We start from the raw sequence: 18,247 nt of genomic DNA, 5'->3' as shown, positions 1-18,247 counted from the left end.
TGCGATCCCGTATCGCGTCATCGGGATAGATCCCACGATCGCCACCTATCGCAACGCCGTGCGCCATGCCGCTGAACTCGCCACCATGCATGACCTTGCTCACTGACCTACTTGGCTGTGCAGCCGATTCAGCGTCGACTGCGCTTGAGACCGCATTCTCGGGGCGCCGACAGCGCGATTCGAGCACCCAATGGGAAATGGTTCGGAATGCCCTGCCGATGTTCTATTCGCCTGCCCGAGCCGCTACGGTAGGTTAACTCTGCGAGCCGGGGCCTAACCATGCGTGTGAATGCCGTCCGATCATTGGCCCCGTGCGTGGGGGCCGTCTTGCTGGCGTGGACGTTCGTCTCGCAAGCAGCACCGGCTCACCCGCGCCCTTCCATCGCCATCACCGACGTCACCATCGTCGATGTCGAACAGGGGCGATTGCTGGGACCGCGTACGGTACTGGTCGACGACGGGCGCATCGTCGCGATACGCATGCCGCGCGATGCGGCCATTTCCGCATCGGCGCAGCGCGTCGACGGGCGCGGCCGATTCCTGATGCCCGGCCTGGTGGACATGCATGTGCACCTGTTCAATCTCTCCTCGCGACGGCCGCCGAATGACTGGTCGTTCCCGATGTACGTGGCCAACGGCGTGCTTGGCGTGCGCGACATGCGCGCGGACGCGGCGACCATGCTGCTGGTCGACCGCTGGCGCAAGGCCGTCGGCGATGGCGAACTCATCGCCCCTCGCATCCTCGCCGACGGCATCGCCGTGCACGGCAAATCGCCAGAGGACGCGACCCGCCAGGTCGATGCCGCCGCAGATGCGGGCGCCGAATTCATCAAGGTGTTTTCGGACGTCCCCGTGTCGCATTGGCGCGCGATTCTCACGGCGGCACAATCGCGCTCGCTTCCCGTGGTGGGCCATGTTCCGGCCGGCGTGCCGTTGCTTGAAGCCGCCAAGGCCGGGCAACGCAGCGACGAACATTTGATGCAGGCCTATGAGGCTTGTTCCACGATCGAAGCAACGCTGCTCGCCGAACGCGAAGGCCTCGATGGTGACGCCTTGACCGCGCGTAGCGAGGAACAGGAAGCGCGCACGCTCAACGCATTCGACATGAGCACCTGCCGTCGCGTGTCCAGGCAGCTAGCCCTCACCGGCCAGGTGCAGGTGCCCACGCTGGTACTCGCCGACGAAGACACGTTGGGGAATGGCGCCAACCCGGGTGCCGATCCGCGCTGGCGATACCTCCGTGCCGATGAACGCACTCGCTGGGAACGATTCCTCGCCGGTTACACCGCGAAGGATGCGGCGCTGGCCAAGCAGCGCTGGCCGATTGCCCGCCAGATCGTCTCGGCCATGCACCAGGCGGGCGTGACCGTGATGGCAGGCACCGACGCTCCCATGCCAGGCGTCTATCCGGGCTTCGCGCTTCTCGAAGAATTGCAGTTGCTGGTCGAGGCAGGCCTCACCCCGTTCGACGTGTTGCGCTCTGCCACGCTGGAACCTGCCCGATTCCTGGGCATCGCAGATACCAGCGGCTCGTTGGCCGTGGGCAAACGCGCCGATCTCGTGCTGCTGGATGCCGACCCCAGCAAGGACATCGGCAATACGCGTCGCATTCGTGCCGTCGTGCTCGATGGCCGGCTCCTGCGGCGCGCCGACCTGGATGCCTTGCTCGAGCAGGCCGCCCGCTCCCAGGCACCGCCGCATCAGGCGTTGGACCGCAAGCACTGAACCACATGACCTTCGGCAGGCGCCGATGCGCTGCAAGCATCAGGGCGTGTAATCTGCACGCGCTCGCTTGCCAACACAGATTCGCACGTTCTTTCGAAAACGCAACGGCGATCATCCACTCTCAAGAGAACACCCATGCAGACACGCATCCAGGGCACGGTGATGCCCGTGCTGGAAGTACAGCTCGATCCCAATGACAGCGTCTTCGCCGAAAGCGGCGAGCTGTCGTGGATGACCTCATCGATCCAGATGACCACGCACACCCAGATGGGCGGCGGCGGCGGTTTGTTCGGTGTGTTCAAGCGCGTGGTCAGCGGCGGCAGTCTGTTCATGACCGAATACCGCGCCGTGCAATCGCGTGGCGAAGTGGCATTCGCCACCAAGGTGCCGGGCCATATCGTGCCGGTGTCGGTGAGCCCGGGTAACGAATACCTGGTGCATCGGCACGGCTTCCTGTGTGCCACGCCGCAGGTCACCATCGGCGTGGGTTTTCAGCAGTCGCTGGGAGCCGGCATCTTCGGCGGCAGCGGTTTCGTGCTGCAGAAGCTGGGCGGCTCGGGCACGGCGTGGCTCGAACTCTCCGGCGAACTGATCCGCAAGGATCTGGCACCTGGCGAAACCCTGCGCGTGCACCCGGGGCACGTCGGTGCATTCCAGGCTTCGGTGAGTTTTCAGATCACCACCGTGCCCGGCATCAAGAACGCCATCTTCGGCGGCGACGGCATCTTCCTCGCCTCGCTGACCGGCCCCGGCACGGTATGGCTGCAGACGCTGCCGATCTCGCGACTGGCACATCAGATTGCCGAATACATGCCGAGCAACGAAGGCGGCGGCGGTCGAGCGACCGTAGGTGGCGCGTTGCTCGGCGGCATCGTGGGCTCACTGCTGAGTGGCGACGACAACTGAGTCGCCATCCCCTGCCCGTTCGTGCAAATGCCTGTCCGCCGGCTTGATGCCGGCGGCTCGGTCGATCCAACGTTTCGGCCAAACTTGATCGTTCGCATGGGCGCCGCGCGTTCCGGCAAACGCGGTTGAGAAGTGGAAAACCGCGGCGTACTCCGCAGAATCTACGCGGAGGGTGAGGCCGCTAGCTCAGCTTCGCCACCGTTGCCATCGAATGAGGTTCTTGAGACCACGAGCGTTCTCAAACAGCCAGGCATGGCAAATCTCCGCTTCGCGCCAGGACCGCCCTAAGGCATCTTTATCGTCTTGTGCTTTCAGGAGCTATTGTCTGGGTACCAGGCAGGAGGTGCCGCGTGATTGACCGCTTCTTCAATGTGGCGTGTTGACTCGTGAGGAATGGGTCTGTACCCGGTGGCGGGTGCCCTCCCTCTCTGCGTCCACATGAACATACCGATGAGCATTCCTCCCAGTGGAGGGATAAGCCACACGATCAGGACTTGAGCGAGCTTTTGAGGCACCGTAAGGCTTTCGCTTCTGACTATCACCACGGAAATGGTGAGGTTCAACAGCGCAATGCCGACGAGCACGTCTTCAAATGTGCGTACCCAGCTCATGAGTCCTCCTTGATGGGGAGCGGCATGTTTCCCTCAGGAACGCTCGACGCCTTTCAAGAACTGCACTTTCCACAGTCGGCCCAGTCGAATCGTCCTGGTTTGATCGACAGGAAGCTCCATACACCCAGACCATGCATTGCTGGATACATCACCAGGAGCTTGGGGAGCGACCGCTTCCGTCGACAGCTCGACATGCACCTGTTTGGGGTCCTTGCAAATCTGCCTCATCGCGACGCGCACTCGGAAGGTGCCATGGCCGCCGTCGACGGCATCTGTCGAGACGTATTCCGAGGGCTGATCATCAGGGACCGACAGCGCTGTCTGGTTCACCGTCTTGCCGTCCCGGACGAACGTCACGCTGATGGTTGTGATTGGCGTCGTTGCGCCCACCGCTGACATCGCAGGAGCAGGCTGAGCCATGGCTCCGCCAGCGACAACAAGAGACGAAACGAGTAGACCCTTTGCACGACGATGCATGGTGAGACACTCCCTGTGGTGAGTTCCAATCACGGGCCGCTTCGATGGCCTGCCGGCAAAGATTGTCGGACTCCTCCATTCACTGCGCAATCCGGCGGGATGGGTCCGGGCTAAGCCCTGACCTTCAACGCGGCCAGGGCTGTACGTCCATCCATCCGGTAATCCCCTTCCGTGGATGGCCGTCTTGGCATTTCCATGCGGCTTGGCTGGGGTCGGAGGCCAACCCGGGTCTGCGCCCTCGTACCACGATCACCAGGGGCGCATCTGGCCGGCAAGTCGTGAACGATGGCCGTCCAAAAAGAAAGGGCCGGCGTAGCCGACCCCTTCCTGTTCCAACACCAATAAGTCATTACTTCTTTTGCGGCGCTTCCTTCAGGCCACGATTGAGCAGCATCGGCTCGATGCTCGGGTCCTTGCCGCGCCAGTTCTTGTACATCGTGGCCAGATCCTGCGTGTTGCCCTGCGAGAGAATCATCGCGCGGAAGCGGTCGCCGTTCTCGCGGGTCAGGCCGCCCTTGTCGACGAAGCCCTGGAAGGCGTCGTCGGCCAGCATTTCCGTCCACAGGTAGGCGTAGTAGCCAGCGGCGTATCCGTTGCCCCAGATGTGCTGGAAGTAGCTGGAGCGGTAGCGCGGCGGCACGTAGCTGAGGTTGATCTTCGCCTTGGTGAGCGCATCCATCTCGAACTTGTCCGGATCCTGCTTCGGCGCATCGGCCGACAGGCTGTGCCAGCTCATGTCGAGCAGGGCAGCGCCGAGCAATTCGGTCATGTCGTAGCCCTTGTTGAAGGTCTTGGCCTTCTTGAGCTTCTCGACCAGTTCGGCCGGCATCGGTTCGCCGGTCTTATAGTTCTTCGCGTAGTTGGCGAAGATCTTCGGATCGGTCGCCCAGTGCTCGTTGAACTGCGACGGGAACTCCACGAAATCGCGCGCCGTCGCCGAACCCGACAGGCTCGGATACTCGGAGTTCGCAAACATGCCATGCAGGCCATGACCGAACTCATGGAACATGGTGATGACGTCGCCGAAGGACAGCAGCGCCGGCTGGCCCGGTGCCGGCTTGGTGAAGTTGGCGACGTTGAACACCACCGGCTTGGTGCCCATCAGTTTGGATTGCGCCACCAGGTTGCTCATCCATGCGCCACCCTGCTTGTTGTCGCGCTTGAAGTAATCGCAATAGAACAGCGCCAGCGAGGAGCCATCCTTGTCGAACACTTCGAACACGCGCACGTCAGGCTGCCAGACGGGAATGTCCTTGCGCTCCTTGAAGGTCAGGCCGTAGAGCTGGTTGGCGGCGTAGAACACGCCGTTCTGCAGCACGTTGTCCAGCTCGAAGTACGGCTTGATCTGCGATTCGTCCAGATCGTACTTGGCCTTGCGCACCTGCTCGGAGTAATGGTCCCAGTCCCATGCCTCGACCTTGAAGCCGCCCTTCTGCTGGTCGATCACCGCCTGGATGTCCTTGGCTTCCTGCTCGGCGCGCGCGGTGGCAGCCGGGGCCAGCTTATCCATGAAGCCGATCGCAGCTTCCGGCGTCTTGGCCATCTGGTCTTCCAGCTTCCATGCGGCATAGCTGGAGAAGCCCAGCAGTTTGGCCTGCTCGGCGCGGATCTGCGCGATGCGGGAAATCAGCTCGCGCGTGTCGTTGTCGTCGCTCTTTTCCGCGCGATCCCACGACGCCTTGAACAGCTGCTCGCGCGTGGCGCGGTCGTTGAGGTTCTGCAGCGCCGGCTGTTGCGTGGTGTTCTGCAGCGGGATTACCCACTTGCCGTCCATCTTGCGACTGGCGGCTGCCTGCGAAGCGGCAGCGATGTCGCCATCGGACAACCCATCGAGCTTGGCCTTGTCGTCCACCACCAGCGCACCGGCCTTGGTGCCAGCCAGCAGCTTCTTGGTGAACTGCGTGCGCAGGCCGGACTCTTCCTTGTTGAGGTCCTTGAGCTTGGCCTTGTCGGCGTCGGAAAGTTTTGCGCCGCCGCGCACGAAGTTCTTGTAGGTCACTTCGACCAGGCGCTTGGATTCCGGATCGAGCTTGAGCGAATCGCGCTGGTCGTAGATCGTCTGGATGCGCTTGAACAGCTTGTCGTTCATCACGATAGCGTCCTGATGCTCCGCAAACTTGGGCGCTTCGTCCTGCTGCACCTTCTGCAGCACATCGTTGGTATTGGCACCCGTCACCGCGAAGAACGCGCGGCGAACGCGGGACAGCAGCTCACCCGACTTCTCCATCGGGATGAAGGTGTTCTCGAAGGTGGGGGCATCCGGGTTGTCGGCGATCTTGTTGATCTCCGCCAGATGCTGCTTCATGCCCTCCTCCAGCGCCGGCTGGTAGTCGCCATCCTTGATCTTGTCGAACGGCGGCGCCTGGAACGGCAGCGTGCTGGCCGAGAGGAACGGGTTGACGGCACTGACGTCGGCGACTGGCGCCGCCGTGGAAGCCTTGGCTGGCGCGGTGCCGGCAGGTGCGGGAGCAGGCGGCGCGGCCTGCTCGTTCGATTGCTGCGAACAGGCGGCCAGAGCAATGGACGTGGCTATGACGAGCGTACGAAGGCGTAGCATCAGGAGTTCCCCAGTGGACTGCACAAACCCCGACCTAAACACATCTTGCCTCCTCTGCCATGGGTCGAAAGTCAGGGCTGCCCCCACTCAGCCGGCTGCTGCCACCTCCGTCATCACCCATTCGCGAAATGTCGCGATGCTGGCAGCGGGGAATGCTCCGCGCGATAGGCCACGTAAGCGCCAGTTTCAGTCGCGGAATCAACCGGATGAATGGGCCGATGGCTACCTCTGCGCGCGACCGCCATGCACCGAGCATCGGTACGCGTACCCCTCAAGGTGGCGCCTCTCGTCGACCGATGGCGACAAAGTAACCAGTCATCAATCCAAGCCACATGCCAAACAGGCAGGATCGATCGACCTGCATGGCATGAATGGTCTCCGGCGGCCGTGCACACATCGACAGCAGGCCGACCAAGACAAACAGATTGAGCACGACTATCGATCGATGCGCAGCCCGACGACGGGCTCTCCCGGTTGCAACCGCCTCTTCTTGGCTCAGTCCCAGCCAGTCTCGCCATTTATCGCCCCAGTCACGCAACGTCAGCGCGAACCCGAGCATGCTGCGTGGCTGCTGAGCGAGCAGGAAAAAGATCAACGCCCCGAGAAAGAAGCCATTTGCCATCCCCGGATTCAATGCAAAGAGGAACACCGCTGCGTTTGCAGCCACCAAGCCCAGGGCGATCGCGATGACCTGCGCAACGTTCACCGACACTCTCCTTCACGGTTCAGCTCCATAAGTAGACGCCTGCCATGGGTCGAAAGAGGACCTGCCTCTATTCCCGCAGGCGACCCGCTCGAACAACTTTGCAGTGGCAGCCCGCCAGCCAACCTTGAAGTCTTATTAAGGTTGGCTACCAGGCCGAGAGCGACACGTTGGTAGCCAATGTAAAACTCGTATGCCCGCGATATCAGTCCTCGCCGTTACTTCTTCCTAAGCTCTCTGGCGATGAAGAAGATCCAAACCACAGGGTGCAAGAGCAGAAGGGCACTGAGCACCCACTTCCCCACGATGCGAGACGCTGGTTCGGGCGTCATGGAATAGGGAAAGTAGTCGTACGACTGCGCCCATACGGCATTGAAGGTCGCAGCCACTAGCAGAATCGCCAGAACGAGCAACACAACAAATACGAACAGCTTTCTGGCCCCAGGATCATCGATTTGCGCGCCCTCTTTGCTTGGAGAGCCATCCGGCACCCCCTGGGTCTCACCAGCCTGAAGTTCCTCGCCAAGCACGTACTCGCCCTGATCGGTGGCCGCCATTATCTCCAGCGCCAACTGCTGCTGCCCTTCGCGCACGAACAGGCGCACGCCGCCCAATGCATTGACCAAGAACGGGTTGGCCAGCGCGTGATTCTGGCCGACCAGATGCGCATCAATGCCCTCGGCCTGAAGACGCCCCAACAAGACTTGCGCCTCGATGGGTGAAAGGTCGCGCACCAGTTGTCTATAGCCGGTGTCCAGTTCGCCTGCCTCTGTCATAACCAACCCGGCCCTCCCAAGCCCATGGGCATCAACCATGAATTGTTCGTGTAACACCGTCAATTCGAGTGAAGCGGGTTTTGGAAAGCCAGCTACTCCGCCGCTTTCTCAGTTCCAATCGACGGAACGGGTCCGGCTCAGATAGAAAGCTGGCCTTAGCGATGAGCCGAGATGTCGACCCTCGGGGTCGCCATGGAAGCAACATCGACGGTGAACTGTCCGCTTCGGAGTGCCGAAGCGGACAGTGGATGTACGTCAGCATTAGCCAATGACGCGACGATCCGCGCACGGTGTAATCGTTACTTCAGTACACCGAGCGCATACAGAACGACGTAGGGGCCGATGATGAGCGCGAGGGAGCCAAGCAGGCAAAGCAAGCCCATGCCAAAGACGTTCCAGTTGGACTGGAAGGTGTATTGGGTTGATGAGGCGATGGCCTGCTTGGTCAGTTGGTACTTCTCCACCACCAGCCGCGCCGTGACCAGATACGCGACAGTGAAGGGAACGCCGGACATCTTCTGCGGAAGGATCGGCAGGATCACCCACAGTGCCACGATAAGCGCCGCGCCAAGCATCAGGGCAGTGCGCGCTTCGGACTTCTTTCCAAGCACCACGAAGTTTCGATAGAGAAAATAGATAAGTCCGACCGGACCGCCAAGAAATGCCCCGGCAGATGCCTGCATGGGCGAGTAAAGAGCGCCTGTGGCCGATCCAGCCTCTTCCAGTGCCGCCTGTGGAGCGACATACATATTGTCCGACATTTTTTTCCCCTGTAGTCGTGACTATCTGATGGATGGACCGCCGGGTCTGATGCCATGCCCCCCGGCATGCCGACGTCCAAGCCCGGCTGTCAGTCCCGGGCATCGCACTTTACCTACTTTCGCAAGGCGAAGCTGACGCTGGGAATATCCGGCCCAGCCAAGTCGGTAATCCTGATCTGTCGCATGTTTTTGCCGATGTCCGCCTGGGGTCCAGAACGGACCTTCGCAGCGCCCAGAGCATATGGGACGGAGGTAGCTAATTCGAACAATGGCCGTGGGCCCTAACTACCTCCATCCCATTTGTCGCGCGTTTGTCTTTAATCAACGAGCGGACGATAGACGCGGATCGCAGGCTTCGCTTTCTCCAGATCGTATCGGGCCTGAAGTGCCAGCCAGTAGAAGGCGGTGGTGTCGAAGATGAGGGAAAGGCGTAGCGCGGTCTTGGGGGTGATGGGGTGGGTGTCGGCGATGAAGGCTTTGATGTGGTCGGAGGGGATGCCGGAGCGACGGGCGAGTTGGGCGGGGTTGAGCGCGCTGGGGATCAGGTAGGCGTGCAGCAGGATGTCGCCGGGGGCTCGCAGGGGTTGCGAGGGGTCCACTTCCGAGTGCGGGGTGAGCTGGATCAGTTCCATGGTGGTTCTCCCTGTCGGACACGGCCGCGCCGCGGCTCAGCGCTTACAGCGCTCCGTGTCAGTGAATGCTTGGCAGCTTCGTCGGTGATCGCCCGAGTACGGCGCATCGCCCTGCCGGCCGATGCGCCGTAGCGGCGATCATCGGAGGCGTGTGGTGTTCACTCGAGGCTCGTCACCGAGCAGGCGGGCGTACTGCTGCAGGCAGTAGAGGGCCGTGCCCAGGCTGGCGGTGACAGCCACGGGAAGCGGCCATGGCAGCGGTCTGCCGGGGAATCCCCGTGCCTGCGCGTGGCGGCACTGCTCGCTGTCAGCACGCAAGCGCGTGAGGGCGAGCACCGCCAAGGCGATGTCACCGCGAGTGCCATGACGCAGGGTTTCGGGCCATGCCGCCGCCGCAGATGACGGGTCGCCAAGCGGAGGAGTGAGGGTGTCGTCAGGGGGAACGGACGAGCGAATGCGTCCCGTATGATCGCGGGTAGCCATAATCAACTCCACATCAGTTGGTGATGGTTAGCGGGTCGTGGGTGTGTCAGCACTCACGGCCCGCGCCTCATGACTTGGTAGTCATGGTCATTCGCGAGGCCCTACAACACGACAGCGCGATTGACTGGCTGACCCTAACAAGCAGGGTTGGCATCGTCTGTCAGGGTTGGGCGAGATGGATGTACGCGTCGCTGCAGGCGAGCGTGAGGGCTCAGCGCTGACAAAATGTCCGCTTCGGGACGTAGAGCTAAGTCCTTTCAATGTATAGGACTTGATCGGGGTGATGCTCCCGGATGTTTTCTACAGCGTCTTGAACTGCCGCTTCGTCAGCCGGATCTATCCAGCGGACGAAGGTCGTCAGATCAAAGCGTTCTGCACGTAACCTTCCCAGAATCGCAGCGTCCAATAGACCGTCATTCGCCCAGATAGCCGAGCTGCTACCCCGAGCGAGATCAAGCATCTCGGATAGCCCCTGTTTCGTGAGCGCGAATAGAACCAAGGCAACCTCCTCATGCTGGCCTAGCGCAAAGTCTGCTTTGGGTCGAAAGCGGCCGGCTCAGGTCCTAGCTCACAATGTCTTTTCGAAAAGCCTTGCGAGCCAGAACATCTCCCAAGAGAAACCCGAGAGTCAAACATCCTTTCCAGTACGGAAAGGGTGCCAGGGACAACTAGGCATGGCTGAATTCGCCCAATCGCTCCTGACACCATTCTTCGCAAATCGCCGCGTCAGAGTTCTTCAATCAACTCAAGGATCTTCTGATACTGCTGCAGTTGATCGGGTGCGTTGATCAAGTGCACCAACACAGCCGCCTTCGCAGCCTGCTTCACCATGGCCATACCAGCTTCCTGTGACACCCGCTGAAATTCGCGCAAGGCGTCCGCTACTGTCTTCATCAACTCCCGTGCCTCATGGGACCACGGGCTGACATTGTCCGTTCCGAGTTTGTTCGGTGATTCCACCGCTCGTTCGATCTTCGCCAAGGCACCAGTCAAGTCTTCTATCGACTGCATTGGGGCGGAAGACTTTCCTTCGTTGAGCGACGCGCCGTTACTGTCGATCGACAACAGTTGCATGACGGCTTGCGTCGTTGCCGCTTGCATCAAAATGTCGTTCTGCTGCTGGCTATTGACGGCATTCTGCGCGGCATTGCCCAAGGCATGCACCGTGACCTGATAGAGGCTACCGAGCGCAGCGGCTGGCGAGCTTCCGCGGATCTGGGGATTGGTTTGCGTTACGGAATCGGTAACTTGAGGGTCAATCTGGGTCGACATCGACATGAACTCCTTCAAAGTGAGATCAACTGACAGCGTACGATCTGGTCTGCGAAACAGGTCCGCATATCTGCGGTTGTGGGTTCCACGGCTTTCGGTGTGCACGCGCGTTTAGGAAACGGTGCCAGGGACAATTAGGCATGGCTGAACTCGCCTAACTGATCCTGGCACCATTCTTCATTGTCTCTATCCATCGCGCCCCTTTTCTAATCATCCAGAATGACCGCTCTGGGCCGGAAGCGGATCTAGGCGATGTAGACCAATCCGGAAACGGTGCCAGGGACAATTAGGCATGGCTGAACTCGCCTAACTGATCCTGGCACCATTCTTCGTTGTCTCTATCCATCGCGCCCCTTTTCTAATCATCCAGAATGACCGCTCTGGGCCGGAAGCGGATCTAGGCGACGTAGACCAATCGGCTTCCGCGACAGGCCCGTAGGTCTCGCCTTCTTCGCCATCAAAGCAGGTGGTCAGAGTCGACTTTCACTCTTGTTCGCGCGCGGGAAAAAAAGTTCGCGCTGATCCCGGTTTTTCCTTAAGTCGCTGAACGGCAATGTCTGTCTGGGTCGAAAGCGGACCTTAGCCTCTACGTGTTCTTACATCGTGCAGCCCAGTGATACGGGTGACTCGCCCAACAGCCACACGCTTGGGACCTTCGTGGCAATAGAACTCCAGCCCGGGAACAATGCGGGCACGGTGAACTTCTGCGCGCATTTCATCGTTAACGACTGTCATTCTGGCCGATAGCTCCACTCCAATAGGTAACGGAGAATCTTTGGCCAAGCTGTCGCCCGATGGCGAGAAAAAGTCTGGCCAGATCATATAGAGCTGGTTCGAATCTTCATCAGATGCGTATGAAAAATCCCAACGGATACCGTTATAGGGAGGTGTCTTTCGACCTCCCTCTGCCTCGGAAAAGATCCGGATGGCAGCCTCGAAGTCGTCGATAACTACAGAAAGACGTTGCATAGGCAGAGCCCTAGTTCCTTTCGACCCTGAGATTCAACGTCCGCTATGGGTCGAAAGCGGACCTTGGCATCAGACTCGCATTGGTCGATCTTCAAGCGGCCAGGCCATGCTTATGGGCGATGCTTCGCGATTGATGAGTTATTGAACAGAGACTGGATCTGGTCAAGTGACTCCTGAATCTGCGTCGCTTCGTCAGGCCTCAGGTCCCCACGGACCACTCTGATCTGGACTTGCCCTTCGCGCGCTTCGAGCGCGACCGCGGCCCTTCCGGCTGGCCCTGTGATGTAAAGAGGGTAGCCTGCCTTTAACACTCGGTAGTCGTAGATCTTCGGCACTATCGACTGGCGATTGCAACCGACTGCGGTCACTCCCGAAGGAGCGTCGCTCGGCAAAGTGAACGGCGTGCTCTCGCTCGTAGTCGCAACATGAAGTGATGGTAGAGGGAGCAATGTTGACTTGCCCGTGTCGTCCTTCATGATGAGGCCGCATTTTTCCAGCGACGTGGTCTCGCGCTGCGGCTGCCTCAGGTTGCCTTTCTCCGTGTCCGCATAGACAGTTTGAAGAGCGGCTGAAAGAACCGCGGCTGCAGCGAGGCATCGTCCGTAATGGAATCGCTTCATTTCCTATATCCCAGTATTCGTGATCGGAGCGTAGGTCCGCTTTGGGTCGGAAGCGGACCTCGCTACAGGTTCAGTCCTGGAAAATATTCCTCGATCCAGCCCCGAAGCTCTGCCTCTCTGTGGGCGAGCATTGGCTTGCCTATCTTTAGGTCAAACACGCTTAGATGTTTTCCTTGCCGCACACGGACCAGTAGCACCTTCATTTTGGCTTCCACCCAACCAACAGAGGACGCGGTGCCATATGTATAGGAGTCCAGGAGCCGAAGGCAGAACGAGCGATCCACAACACCAACGGACCGAAGCACGGCATCGAGCTCTGCGTTCCATTTTTGAGCCTCGTCCATCGACTTCGGTTCCTGTCGCGTGTATTGACCATACATATCTTGTCCAGTCAGCTCGTTTGCCTGGCGAAGGACATTTTCAATAGCGTCGTATTCGGGGACGAAATCCTTCTTCCTGCTTGCCATGCCCATGCAAATTGATCGAAGTTCGGCTGTTAGATCAAGCATCGCTTGTCGCACCGCGGGGTCAAGCATCCGTCCAGATGTGGAGACCCTGGCCAACTGCAGCGCTTCCGCAAATGCTCCAAGCTCGACCTTCTCGCTAATTTTTCGCGCAAGCTCACTCATGTGGATCCCTCAACTGTTGAAACGACCTGAGGTCTGCTTTGGGTCGGAAGCGGACATCAGATTCAACCCAGCTTCTCGGCCTCCCAGGCAACCAATGCGAACAACAACGCGTCTGTCTGGGCAACTGCGTAGGCAGGATCTTTGTGCCGAATGTCGACGTCAGATAGGTAATGCCAGACTATTTCCGGCATGAGCTTCCCCACCGATGCAGGCGCAGAGTCCTTGAGGTACATGCTCAGCAGCAGGCAGGCGCGTTGAACATGCACATAGTCGCCACCATCGGTCAGTGGCCACCGGGCAAGCTCTTTTAGAGTGATTCTAAGCTCGGCTGCTGTCGTTGGTCGAACGTTCAATGGCGTCCCCTTCGTCATTGCGCATGTCCGCTCTGGGTCGGAAGCGATCGATCTCAAAAGTCTCGCCACGTCTTCCCCTTAGCCGCGCCAACTCGGATGCCGCGCCCAATATACCGACTGTGACAATGTCTGCTATGGGTCGGAAGCGGCCTTACAGCTATAGTGAACTTGCGAAGACACCGGCGCATACCCGGACGCTGCATCGTCTGCTAGGGGAACAGCCAGTAACCCTTGTCGATCACTTGACCATGGACGTCCAGTTCTAGTGACCACGCCTCGATACCCGGCAGGAGCCGATTCTCGAACCACAAGCGCTGCGTGCACCGCCCCGAACAGCCACCCGACGCATACTGAAGAAATGGTCTACCGGGGTATTCCGTCACGCTCGGGTCGCCAAATAGTGCGATCACATGCTCGCGCGAGTCCCCGAGGCCAATGCGCTCGAATGCGTCAGCGTACCGGCGATTTGTGTGCCAAGTCACAAGCAAGAAGCCGGCAACCATGAGCACCATCACGATGAGCCCTGCTCTGACTAGTCTTCCGAGCATATTCTTTAGCCCTCACTTCCTCCGGTAAAAGGTCTGCTACGAGTCGGAAGCGGACTGATTCAAGCTAGCCATCGTGCGCGAGTTCTACCACCACGTTGGCAGCGGACCGAGGCGCAAACGCCGCCTCGTATTCGAGCAAGATGTCTTCGAAACAGTCGCCGCCTGGATTGTTCAGGTTGGTGACGTAAACAAGCAAATCAGGCTTGCGTCCAATCAACTGAAGCGTCTTCAAGATCGCAACCCCTTCAATGAATACTGGGCGGGGTTTGGCTAGGCGTCGGCCGATGATTCGGTCGATTTCGTCCAAGTGATAGCTCAGCCCACCGCCCTCAATTAGGTAAAGATCCGACTCAATGAGGCTACTGTTGAAATACCAAGCCAGGAAGCGGCCCAGTGTTGACTTGCCCGCCAGGCAGCGCCCATAAATCGCAATAAGCTTGCCGGGGAAGTCGACAAGATGCGGAGCCAACTGCGTAGCAGCTGTATTGAACTCAGGAGGATGAATCGGCATCTAAGATCACCTTTGGGTCGACCGAATAGAGAAGGTTGCGAGTAGCAACTATCCGTCCTGGTGCCTGATCCATGTTCCATCGCCTTTGTCGCGTGCCGCGAGGTCGCCACCAGTCTCAATAATTCTCAGGTCCGCGCTGGGTCGAAAGCGGACTTCCCACCAGCACAACTATTCCAGGGCCTCATAGAGACCTCAACGTGCAATCTTTGACGAGTAAATCTTGGTGATTTCGACGTCCAGAAACTTGGATCCTGTTGGCTTTCTACTTTCTGCGTAGACATCGACATGATCGTCTACGAAAACGAAGTCTGCACCGTTGAAACTGTCTTCATGTGGCACAAGACTGCGCAGCGGAGCGCTGACCCTGTGACGCTGCCCATCATTGGAGGTCCAAATAATTTCGACTTCCTCGGGTATAGCTAAAGCCCAGCTCTCTGTAACTTTATAGCCCGGGCCTGGCTTCATTGTCCGGCCTATGGTTCCTGCTGGAATAGCCCGCCCACTGTAGGCAATCACAACGTCGTGGACTGCACCGACTCCATGATTGCCAACGCTGATTGACTGATAGACGGCGTGTGAATCGTTGAGCTTGGAATCGGCGCCATATGCCGTTGTCGCCATCGCTGTCAGTGCGAAGGGAGCCATAAAACGCGATGCTTCATTCAGTCCATTCCTTTCATCGTGCCCTAGCATCGATCGAGCCCGAGGCAGGCTTGACCTGACAATTGAAATGTCCGCTATGGGTCGAAATCGGACACGTCACGATTCGTCCTATCCGCCCTTGGGACGTGTCAAATAGTTCATCACCGCCCCCATGGTCTCCTGCTTGGCCTGCCGCGAATTCATGAACGTCGCTAACTTCTTCAATGCCAATCCTGCACCTGCATCGCTGACCTTCTTTGCGTCGTCTATGTCGGCCTGGGATATAGAGTTAGGCGAGCTCGGGGCCCCAGGCACCTCCATTCCAGTCAACTTAGCGACGGCCAAGCGACCAACGGGAAGTTCGAGAAACTCGCTAGCTTGTTGGGCTTCTGCATCGGACAGCTGATCGCGATAGATAGGAACAAGGAGATCCACGATCTCGCTATCAGGCGTGCTCTTCAGCTCGGCGAATATGGAGTCAACAGGTGATTTGACTCCCTTACCAACCTCCGAAAGGAGGTTGGTCTTCAAGAACGGAGCTAACTGCATATCTACGATGACCTTGCGGATCGCCAAGTCATGCGCGTTAAGCGGGCTACGCTCCTGTGCAAATGCAACGCCAGCAGAGCCCCATAGAAGAATCGTAACCAGCAGCACCCGCCTGGCCATGCGCGTGAGCATGCCCGATTGCGACATCGAAACAGCTCGCTCGGGTGCCGATTGAACCTGCTGCAATAGTGTGTACACGAATACCCCTGTATCCCGATTCACAAATACTGCCCTAACGGAAAGGTCCGCTTGGGGTCGAAAGCAGACAGTTCAGTCTCGCTCAGAACTTGGATCATCAACCCCCAAAAACCTCGATAGCCGGCAGGCAGTCGGCGCTGGGGACACCGCATGAGTTACCACATGCAGGCTGACCTTTTGCCTGATTTCAGTGCCGAAGTGCATCGAGAAGAAGTGCCACAGTCTTAGACGCCTTGTCGGAACAAAATCTTGGGTTGTCGACTTTGACTGTAACAACCTGGCCTTGCACAACCGCGTCCACCAGATCCGATTCGCCATCCATAACACCGCACGATACAGCTTTTCCGTTGTAAGCCTTCAAAACCTCAATGAGCTTTTTCAGTCGAACCAGATCGAGCGCCGGCTTCTCGGCTCCTAGATTGGCCGCTTTGACGAGCAACCTTCCTTGATCATGGGTCGACTCGCTTTCGAATGAGCGCTGCGTGCGATTAGACACAATAAATCCAGTGACCGCGCCGGACATGTAGTTGCGGGTCCAGACGCGGAGCTCAAAGTCGGCGGTCGATGTTAACGGTGCAAGCCCAGCGGCACGCGCGTATTCGCGCGCAGCGGGTTTGAGATCTTCCGGAAAGAAGCTGGAAGGCTTGCTCGCAGCAGCGAAGGAAGTGAACGCGAACAACAGAAACGCTAGACACCTCATTGACTGAGCTCCCCACAGACCATCCGAATATGTAGAAATCCTAAAAATGCATACCGGTCAAATTAGCGCGTCCAAGTCCGCTTCGGGTCGGAAGCGGACCTTAGAACGGCCCGACCGACATACGGCGTGATCGCCTAGCTTCGACCTATGCTCTCGCCTTCACTTGAAAAGGGTTGGCGATCCGAATCAGTTGAACAGGCTCGTCAGTGAAAAACCTGTCCATCGTCCACGTGCCGTCTTGAAGTGTCCAGATGGCCCGCGTTCCCTCTAAACCTTGAAGGATCTCATCTTTGACATCGATCAATTGCAGGGGTCTGCCCGCCAACCCACCCTTGATCGTGTTCGTGGATACTTCAACTCGTTCCACATGGCGGAGTGGAATGGGGCCGCCAGGCCCTTCTAGGTAGCCCTTCACGGGTATCGTCAAAAGCATCCCCCAGTGCCCCTCTTGGATCGAGGATCCCTCTCTCCAAATCATGCGAACCCAAAATTTCAGTTCTGACCTGAGTTGGCATATCGGAGACCAGTACGCGGCTTCGGCATCGGGGGTTTCGGTAGTCAAGTGGTCACTCGTTTTCGTTGAGGAACTGCCCGCTTCGGGTCGGAAGCGGATACTTCGTGGTCATCTAAACAGAGGCAAATTCAGTGCTCAAACCCTCAGTTCGCCGCTGCGTGCAGCCGTACCACCGCGAATCATCGAAGCTGCAACTTCCATTGAGGTTGTCGGGCAGGAAGCGGCAGTCTTCGAACTCACATTCGACGAACCGGCATCCAGAGAACGAACAACCTCGAAAGTTACAACCGTGAAATTTGATCCCAACAAAAGTAGCGATATTGAACAATGCCCAGTAAATGTCGCATTGCCTAAACGTAGAGTCGAGGAAGGCAGAGGTGACATGCAATCCTTCGCCATGGACGCCCCTGAATTCACAGAAAATAAAAACCTGTTCGTCCCAGGCAATGCCTTCCGATAGACCCTTCTCAAAGACTTCGCTGGTGACCTGCATTTAGCCTTCCCATCCATGAAAGTTGGTTTACCGCTACTTGTCCATCGGCAAGGCGATGTCTGCTATGGGTCGGAAGCGGACCTTCTACTCGCGGCAAATCGCCGCCTCAAAGTACCTGTCTGCGTCGGCTATCGTCTCGACAATGGCGGGCACTTCCGTAGCGCTCCAGAAAGGAAGGCGCCATTGCGGATCGTGTCCTTTGCTCAGAACGAAAGCAGACAACAGACCGTCCGCCCGCTTCACGACCACTGTCACCAGATCGAGAGCCGGCAGATAGCGCTCGGAAAGCACGGCATCGCCCTGGCCAAGGGATAGGTTCCAGATTCCGCCACACCTCTCTTCCCATGCCATGACGCCTCCTTGCCCCTTTGGGTTGCCGCCAAATCATCCGCTTCGGGTCGGAGGCGGACATCACCTATTTGGGCCCATCGTACAGGTGGTCACCTAGATCGTTCGGCCAGACTGATAGATCAGGCAGATTGTCTAGCCACCTACCCAGGGCATCCGCCTCGGTCTTCGATGCGACGCACACATCTCGGCACGCGTACGAAGTTTCGACACCATCTGCCACAAGAACAGACTCAACGATTAGCCGGCCCGAGAAGTCAGCCGGAGGGC

Annotated in this window: 22 protein-coding genes; 2 read left to right on the top strand and 20 right to left on the bottom strand. The window is 58.7% G+C overall.

The genetic code is table 11. The features are described 5' to 3' along the window. Positions 1-315: 315 nt before the first annotated feature. The gene (locus ISP20_RS21810) at positions 316-1,725 is read left to right on the top strand and encodes an amidohydrolase family protein (RefSeq protein ID WP_204638202.1); all 1,410 of its coding nucleotides are present in this window, start codon (positions 316-318) and stop codon (positions 1,723-1,725) included. A 135-nt stretch (positions 1,726-1,860) separates the two neighbouring features. Beyond that, positions 1,861-2,631: a TIGR00266 family protein gene (locus tag ISP20_RS21130; protein WP_204638201.1), complete on the top strand. Its 771-nt coding sequence runs from the start codon at positions 1,861-1,863 to the stop codon at positions 2,629-2,631. 311 nt (positions 2,632-2,942) lie between these two features. On the opposite strand, the gene ISP20_RS21125 is transcribed toward ISP20_RS21130, so the two are convergent. The 20 genes from ISP20_RS21125 to ISP20_RS21030 form a co-directional block, all read right to left on the bottom strand. Continuing rightward, positions 2,943-3,242 (bottom strand): hypothetical protein, encoded by a 300-nt coding sequence (locus tag ISP20_RS21125; RefSeq protein WP_204638200.1) that lies wholly within the window; start codon positions 3,240-3,242, stop codon positions 2,943-2,945. Positions 3,243-3,275: 33 nt separating this feature from the next. Beyond that, positions 3,276-3,719, bottom strand: a complete 444-nt coding sequence (locus tag ISP20_RS21120) for a hypothetical protein (RefSeq protein WP_204638199.1) — start codon at positions 3,717-3,719, stop codon at positions 3,276-3,278. 349 nt (positions 3,720-4,068) lie between these two features. After that, complete coding sequence (gene dcp / locus ISP20_RS21115; RefSeq protein ID WP_204638198.1) at positions 4,069-6,276, bottom strand: peptidyl-dipeptidase Dcp; 2,208 nt, start codon at positions 6,274-6,276, stop codon at positions 4,069-4,071. Between the two features lie 271 nt (positions 6,277-6,547). Further along, positions 6,548-6,982, bottom strand: a complete 435-nt coding sequence (locus ISP20_RS21110; RefSeq protein WP_204638197.1) for a hypothetical protein — start codon at positions 6,980-6,982, stop codon at positions 6,548-6,550. A gap of 215 nt (positions 6,983-7,197) precedes the next feature. Next, complete coding sequence (locus ISP20_RS21105) at positions 7,198-7,794, bottom strand: hypothetical protein (RefSeq protein WP_204638196.1); 597 nt, start codon at positions 7,792-7,794, stop codon at positions 7,198-7,200. A gap of 260 nt (positions 7,795-8,054) precedes the next feature. After that, positions 8,055-8,516 carry a hypothetical protein gene (locus ISP20_RS21100; RefSeq protein ID WP_204638195.1) on the bottom strand — a complete coding sequence of 154 codons (462 nt, stop codon included), beginning with the start codon at positions 8,514-8,516 and terminating at the stop codon, positions 8,055-8,057. Between the two features lie 317 nt (positions 8,517-8,833). Further along, positions 8,834-9,148 (bottom strand): HigA family addiction module antitoxin, encoded by a 315-nt coding sequence (locus ISP20_RS21095; RefSeq protein ID WP_204638194.1) that lies wholly within the window; start codon positions 9,146-9,148, stop codon positions 8,834-8,836. A gap of 138 nt (positions 9,149-9,286) precedes the next feature. Next, positions 9,287-9,631 (bottom strand): hypothetical protein, encoded by a 345-nt coding sequence (locus tag ISP20_RS21090; protein ID WP_204638193.1) that lies wholly within the window; start codon positions 9,629-9,631, stop codon positions 9,287-9,289. 726 nt (positions 9,632-10,357) lie between these two features. Further along, on the bottom strand, positions 10,358-10,903 hold the full coding sequence (locus ISP20_RS21085) for a RebB family R body protein (protein ID WP_239536260.1): 546 nt from the start codon (positions 10,901-10,903) through the stop codon (positions 10,358-10,360). Between the two features lie 579 nt (positions 10,904-11,482). Continuing rightward, the gene (locus ISP20_RS21080) at positions 11,483-11,872 is read right to left on the bottom strand and encodes a hypothetical protein (RefSeq protein ID WP_204638191.1); all 390 of its coding nucleotides are present in this window, start codon (positions 11,870-11,872) and stop codon (positions 11,483-11,485) included. A gap of 110 nt (positions 11,873-11,982) precedes the next feature. Next, the gene (locus ISP20_RS21075) at positions 11,983-12,492 is read right to left on the bottom strand and encodes a hypothetical protein (protein WP_204638190.1); all 510 of its coding nucleotides are present in this window, start codon (positions 12,490-12,492) and stop codon (positions 11,983-11,985) included. Between the two features lie 62 nt (positions 12,493-12,554). Then, on the bottom strand, positions 12,555-13,121 hold the full coding sequence (locus ISP20_RS21070; RefSeq protein WP_204638189.1) for a hypothetical protein: 567 nt from the start codon (positions 13,119-13,121) through the stop codon (positions 12,555-12,557). A 62-nt stretch (positions 13,122-13,183) separates the two neighbouring features. After that, entirely contained in the window at positions 13,184-13,492 is a 309-nt protein-coding gene (locus tag ISP20_RS21065; RefSeq protein ID WP_204638188.1) for a hypothetical protein, read from the bottom strand. 594 nt (positions 13,493-14,086) lie between these two features. Next, positions 14,087-14,533, bottom strand: coding sequence for a hypothetical protein (locus tag ISP20_RS21060; RefSeq protein WP_204638187.1), 447 nt, complete (start codon positions 14,531-14,533; stop codon positions 14,087-14,089). A gap of 192 nt (positions 14,534-14,725) precedes the next feature. Next, positions 14,726-15,178, bottom strand: a complete 453-nt coding sequence (locus ISP20_RS21055) for a hypothetical protein (protein WP_204638186.1) — start codon at positions 15,176-15,178, stop codon at positions 14,726-14,728. Between the two features lie 126 nt (positions 15,179-15,304). Beyond that, positions 15,305-15,922: a DUF2059 domain-containing protein gene (locus ISP20_RS21050; RefSeq protein WP_204638185.1), complete on the bottom strand. Its 618-nt coding sequence runs from the start codon at positions 15,920-15,922 to the stop codon at positions 15,305-15,307. A gap of 187 nt (positions 15,923-16,109) precedes the next feature. Beyond that, positions 16,110-16,601: a hypothetical protein gene (locus tag ISP20_RS21045; protein WP_204638184.1), complete on the bottom strand. Its 492-nt coding sequence runs from the start codon at positions 16,599-16,601 to the stop codon at positions 16,110-16,112. Between the two features lie 166 nt (positions 16,602-16,767). Next, positions 16,768-17,184: a hypothetical protein gene (locus ISP20_RS21040; protein ID WP_204638183.1), complete on the bottom strand. Its 417-nt coding sequence runs from the start codon at positions 17,182-17,184 to the stop codon at positions 16,768-16,770. A gap of 64 nt (positions 17,185-17,248) precedes the next feature. After that, complete coding sequence (locus ISP20_RS21035) at positions 17,249-17,629, bottom strand: pentapeptide repeat-containing protein (protein ID WP_204638182.1); 381 nt, start codon at positions 17,627-17,629, stop codon at positions 17,249-17,251. An 84-nt stretch (positions 17,630-17,713) separates the two neighbouring features. Then, on the bottom strand, positions 17,714-17,980 hold the full coding sequence (locus ISP20_RS21030) for a hypothetical protein (RefSeq protein ID WP_204638181.1): 267 nt from the start codon (positions 17,978-17,980) through the stop codon (positions 17,714-17,716). Between the last annotated feature and the right edge of the window lie 267 nt (positions 17,981-18,247).

It is taken from the genome of Dyella kyungheensis (assembly GCF_016905005.1).
Classification (GTDB): Bacteria; Pseudomonadota; Gammaproteobacteria; order Xanthomonadales; family Rhodanobacteraceae; genus Dyella; species Dyella kyungheensis.
The sequence above is the reverse complement of the archived record's forward strand: the minus strand, read 5'-3'. Positions and strand labels throughout refer to the sequence as shown.

What these genes read in the sequence shown, in the direction of transcription:
- ISP20_RS21070 (WP_204638189.1), bottom strand. Translation starts at nt 13,121, where the DNA reads ATGAGTGAGCTTGCGCGAAAAATTAGCGAGAAGGTCGAGCTTGGAGCA.
- ISP20_RS21085 (WP_239536260.1), bottom strand. Translation starts at nt 10,903, where the DNA reads ATGTCGACCCAGATTGACCCTCAAGTTACCGATTCCGTAACGCAAACC.
- ISP20_RS21035 (WP_204638182.1), bottom strand. Translation starts at nt 17,629, where the DNA reads ATGCAGGTCACCAGCGAAGTCTTTGAGAAGGGTCTATCGGAAGGCATT.
- ISP20_RS21090 (WP_204638193.1), bottom strand. Translation starts at nt 9,631, where the DNA reads ATGGCTACCCGCGATCATACGGGACGCATTCGCTCGTCCGTTCCCCCT.
- ISP20_RS21105 (WP_204638196.1), bottom strand. Translation starts at nt 7,794, where the DNA reads ATGGTTGATGCCCATGGGCTTGGGAGGGCCGGGTTGGTTATGACAGAG.
- ISP20_RS21030 (WP_204638181.1), bottom strand. Translation starts at nt 17,980, where the DNA reads ATGGCATGGGAAGAGAGGTGTGGCGGAATCTGGAACCTATCCCTTGGC.
- ISP20_RS21075 (WP_204638190.1), bottom strand. Translation starts at nt 12,492, where the DNA reads ATGAAGCGATTCCATTACGGACGATGCCTCGCTGCAGCCGCGGTTCTT.
- ISP20_RS21120 (WP_204638199.1), bottom strand. Translation starts at nt 3,719, where the DNA reads ATGCATCGTCGTGCAAAGGGTCTACTCGTTTCGTCTCTTGTTGTCGCT.
- ISP20_RS21130 (WP_204638201.1), top strand. Translation starts at nt 1,861, where the DNA reads ATGCAGACACGCATCCAGGGCACGGTGATGCCCGTGCTGGAAGTACAG.
- ISP20_RS21080 (WP_204638191.1), bottom strand. Translation starts at nt 11,872, where the DNA reads ATGCAACGTCTTTCTGTAGTTATCGACGACTTCGAGGCTGCCATCCGG.
- dcp (WP_204638198.1), bottom strand. Translation starts at nt 6,276, where the DNA reads ATGCTACGCCTTCGTACGCTCGTCATAGCCACGTCCATTGCTCTGGCC.
- ISP20_RS21095 (WP_204638194.1), bottom strand. Translation starts at nt 9,148, where the DNA reads ATGGAACTGATCCAGCTCACCCCGCACTCGGAAGTGGACCCCTCGCAA.
- ISP20_RS21125 (WP_204638200.1), bottom strand. Translation starts at nt 3,242, where the DNA reads ATGAGCTGGGTACGCACATTTGAAGACGTGCTCGTCGGCATTGCGCTG.
- ISP20_RS21055 (WP_204638186.1), bottom strand. Translation starts at nt 15,178, where the DNA reads ATGGCTCCCTTCGCACTGACAGCGATGGCGACAACGGCATATGGCGCC.
- ISP20_RS21060 (WP_204638187.1), bottom strand. Translation starts at nt 14,533, where the DNA reads ATGCCGATTCATCCTCCTGAGTTCAATACAGCTGCTACGCAGTTGGCT.
- ISP20_RS21100 (WP_204638195.1), bottom strand. Translation starts at nt 8,516, where the DNA reads ATGTCGGACAATATGTATGTCGCTCCACAGGCGGCACTGGAAGAGGCT.
- ISP20_RS21065 (WP_204638188.1), bottom strand. Translation starts at nt 13,492, where the DNA reads ATGACGAAGGGGACGCCATTGAACGTTCGACCAACGACAGCAGCCGAG.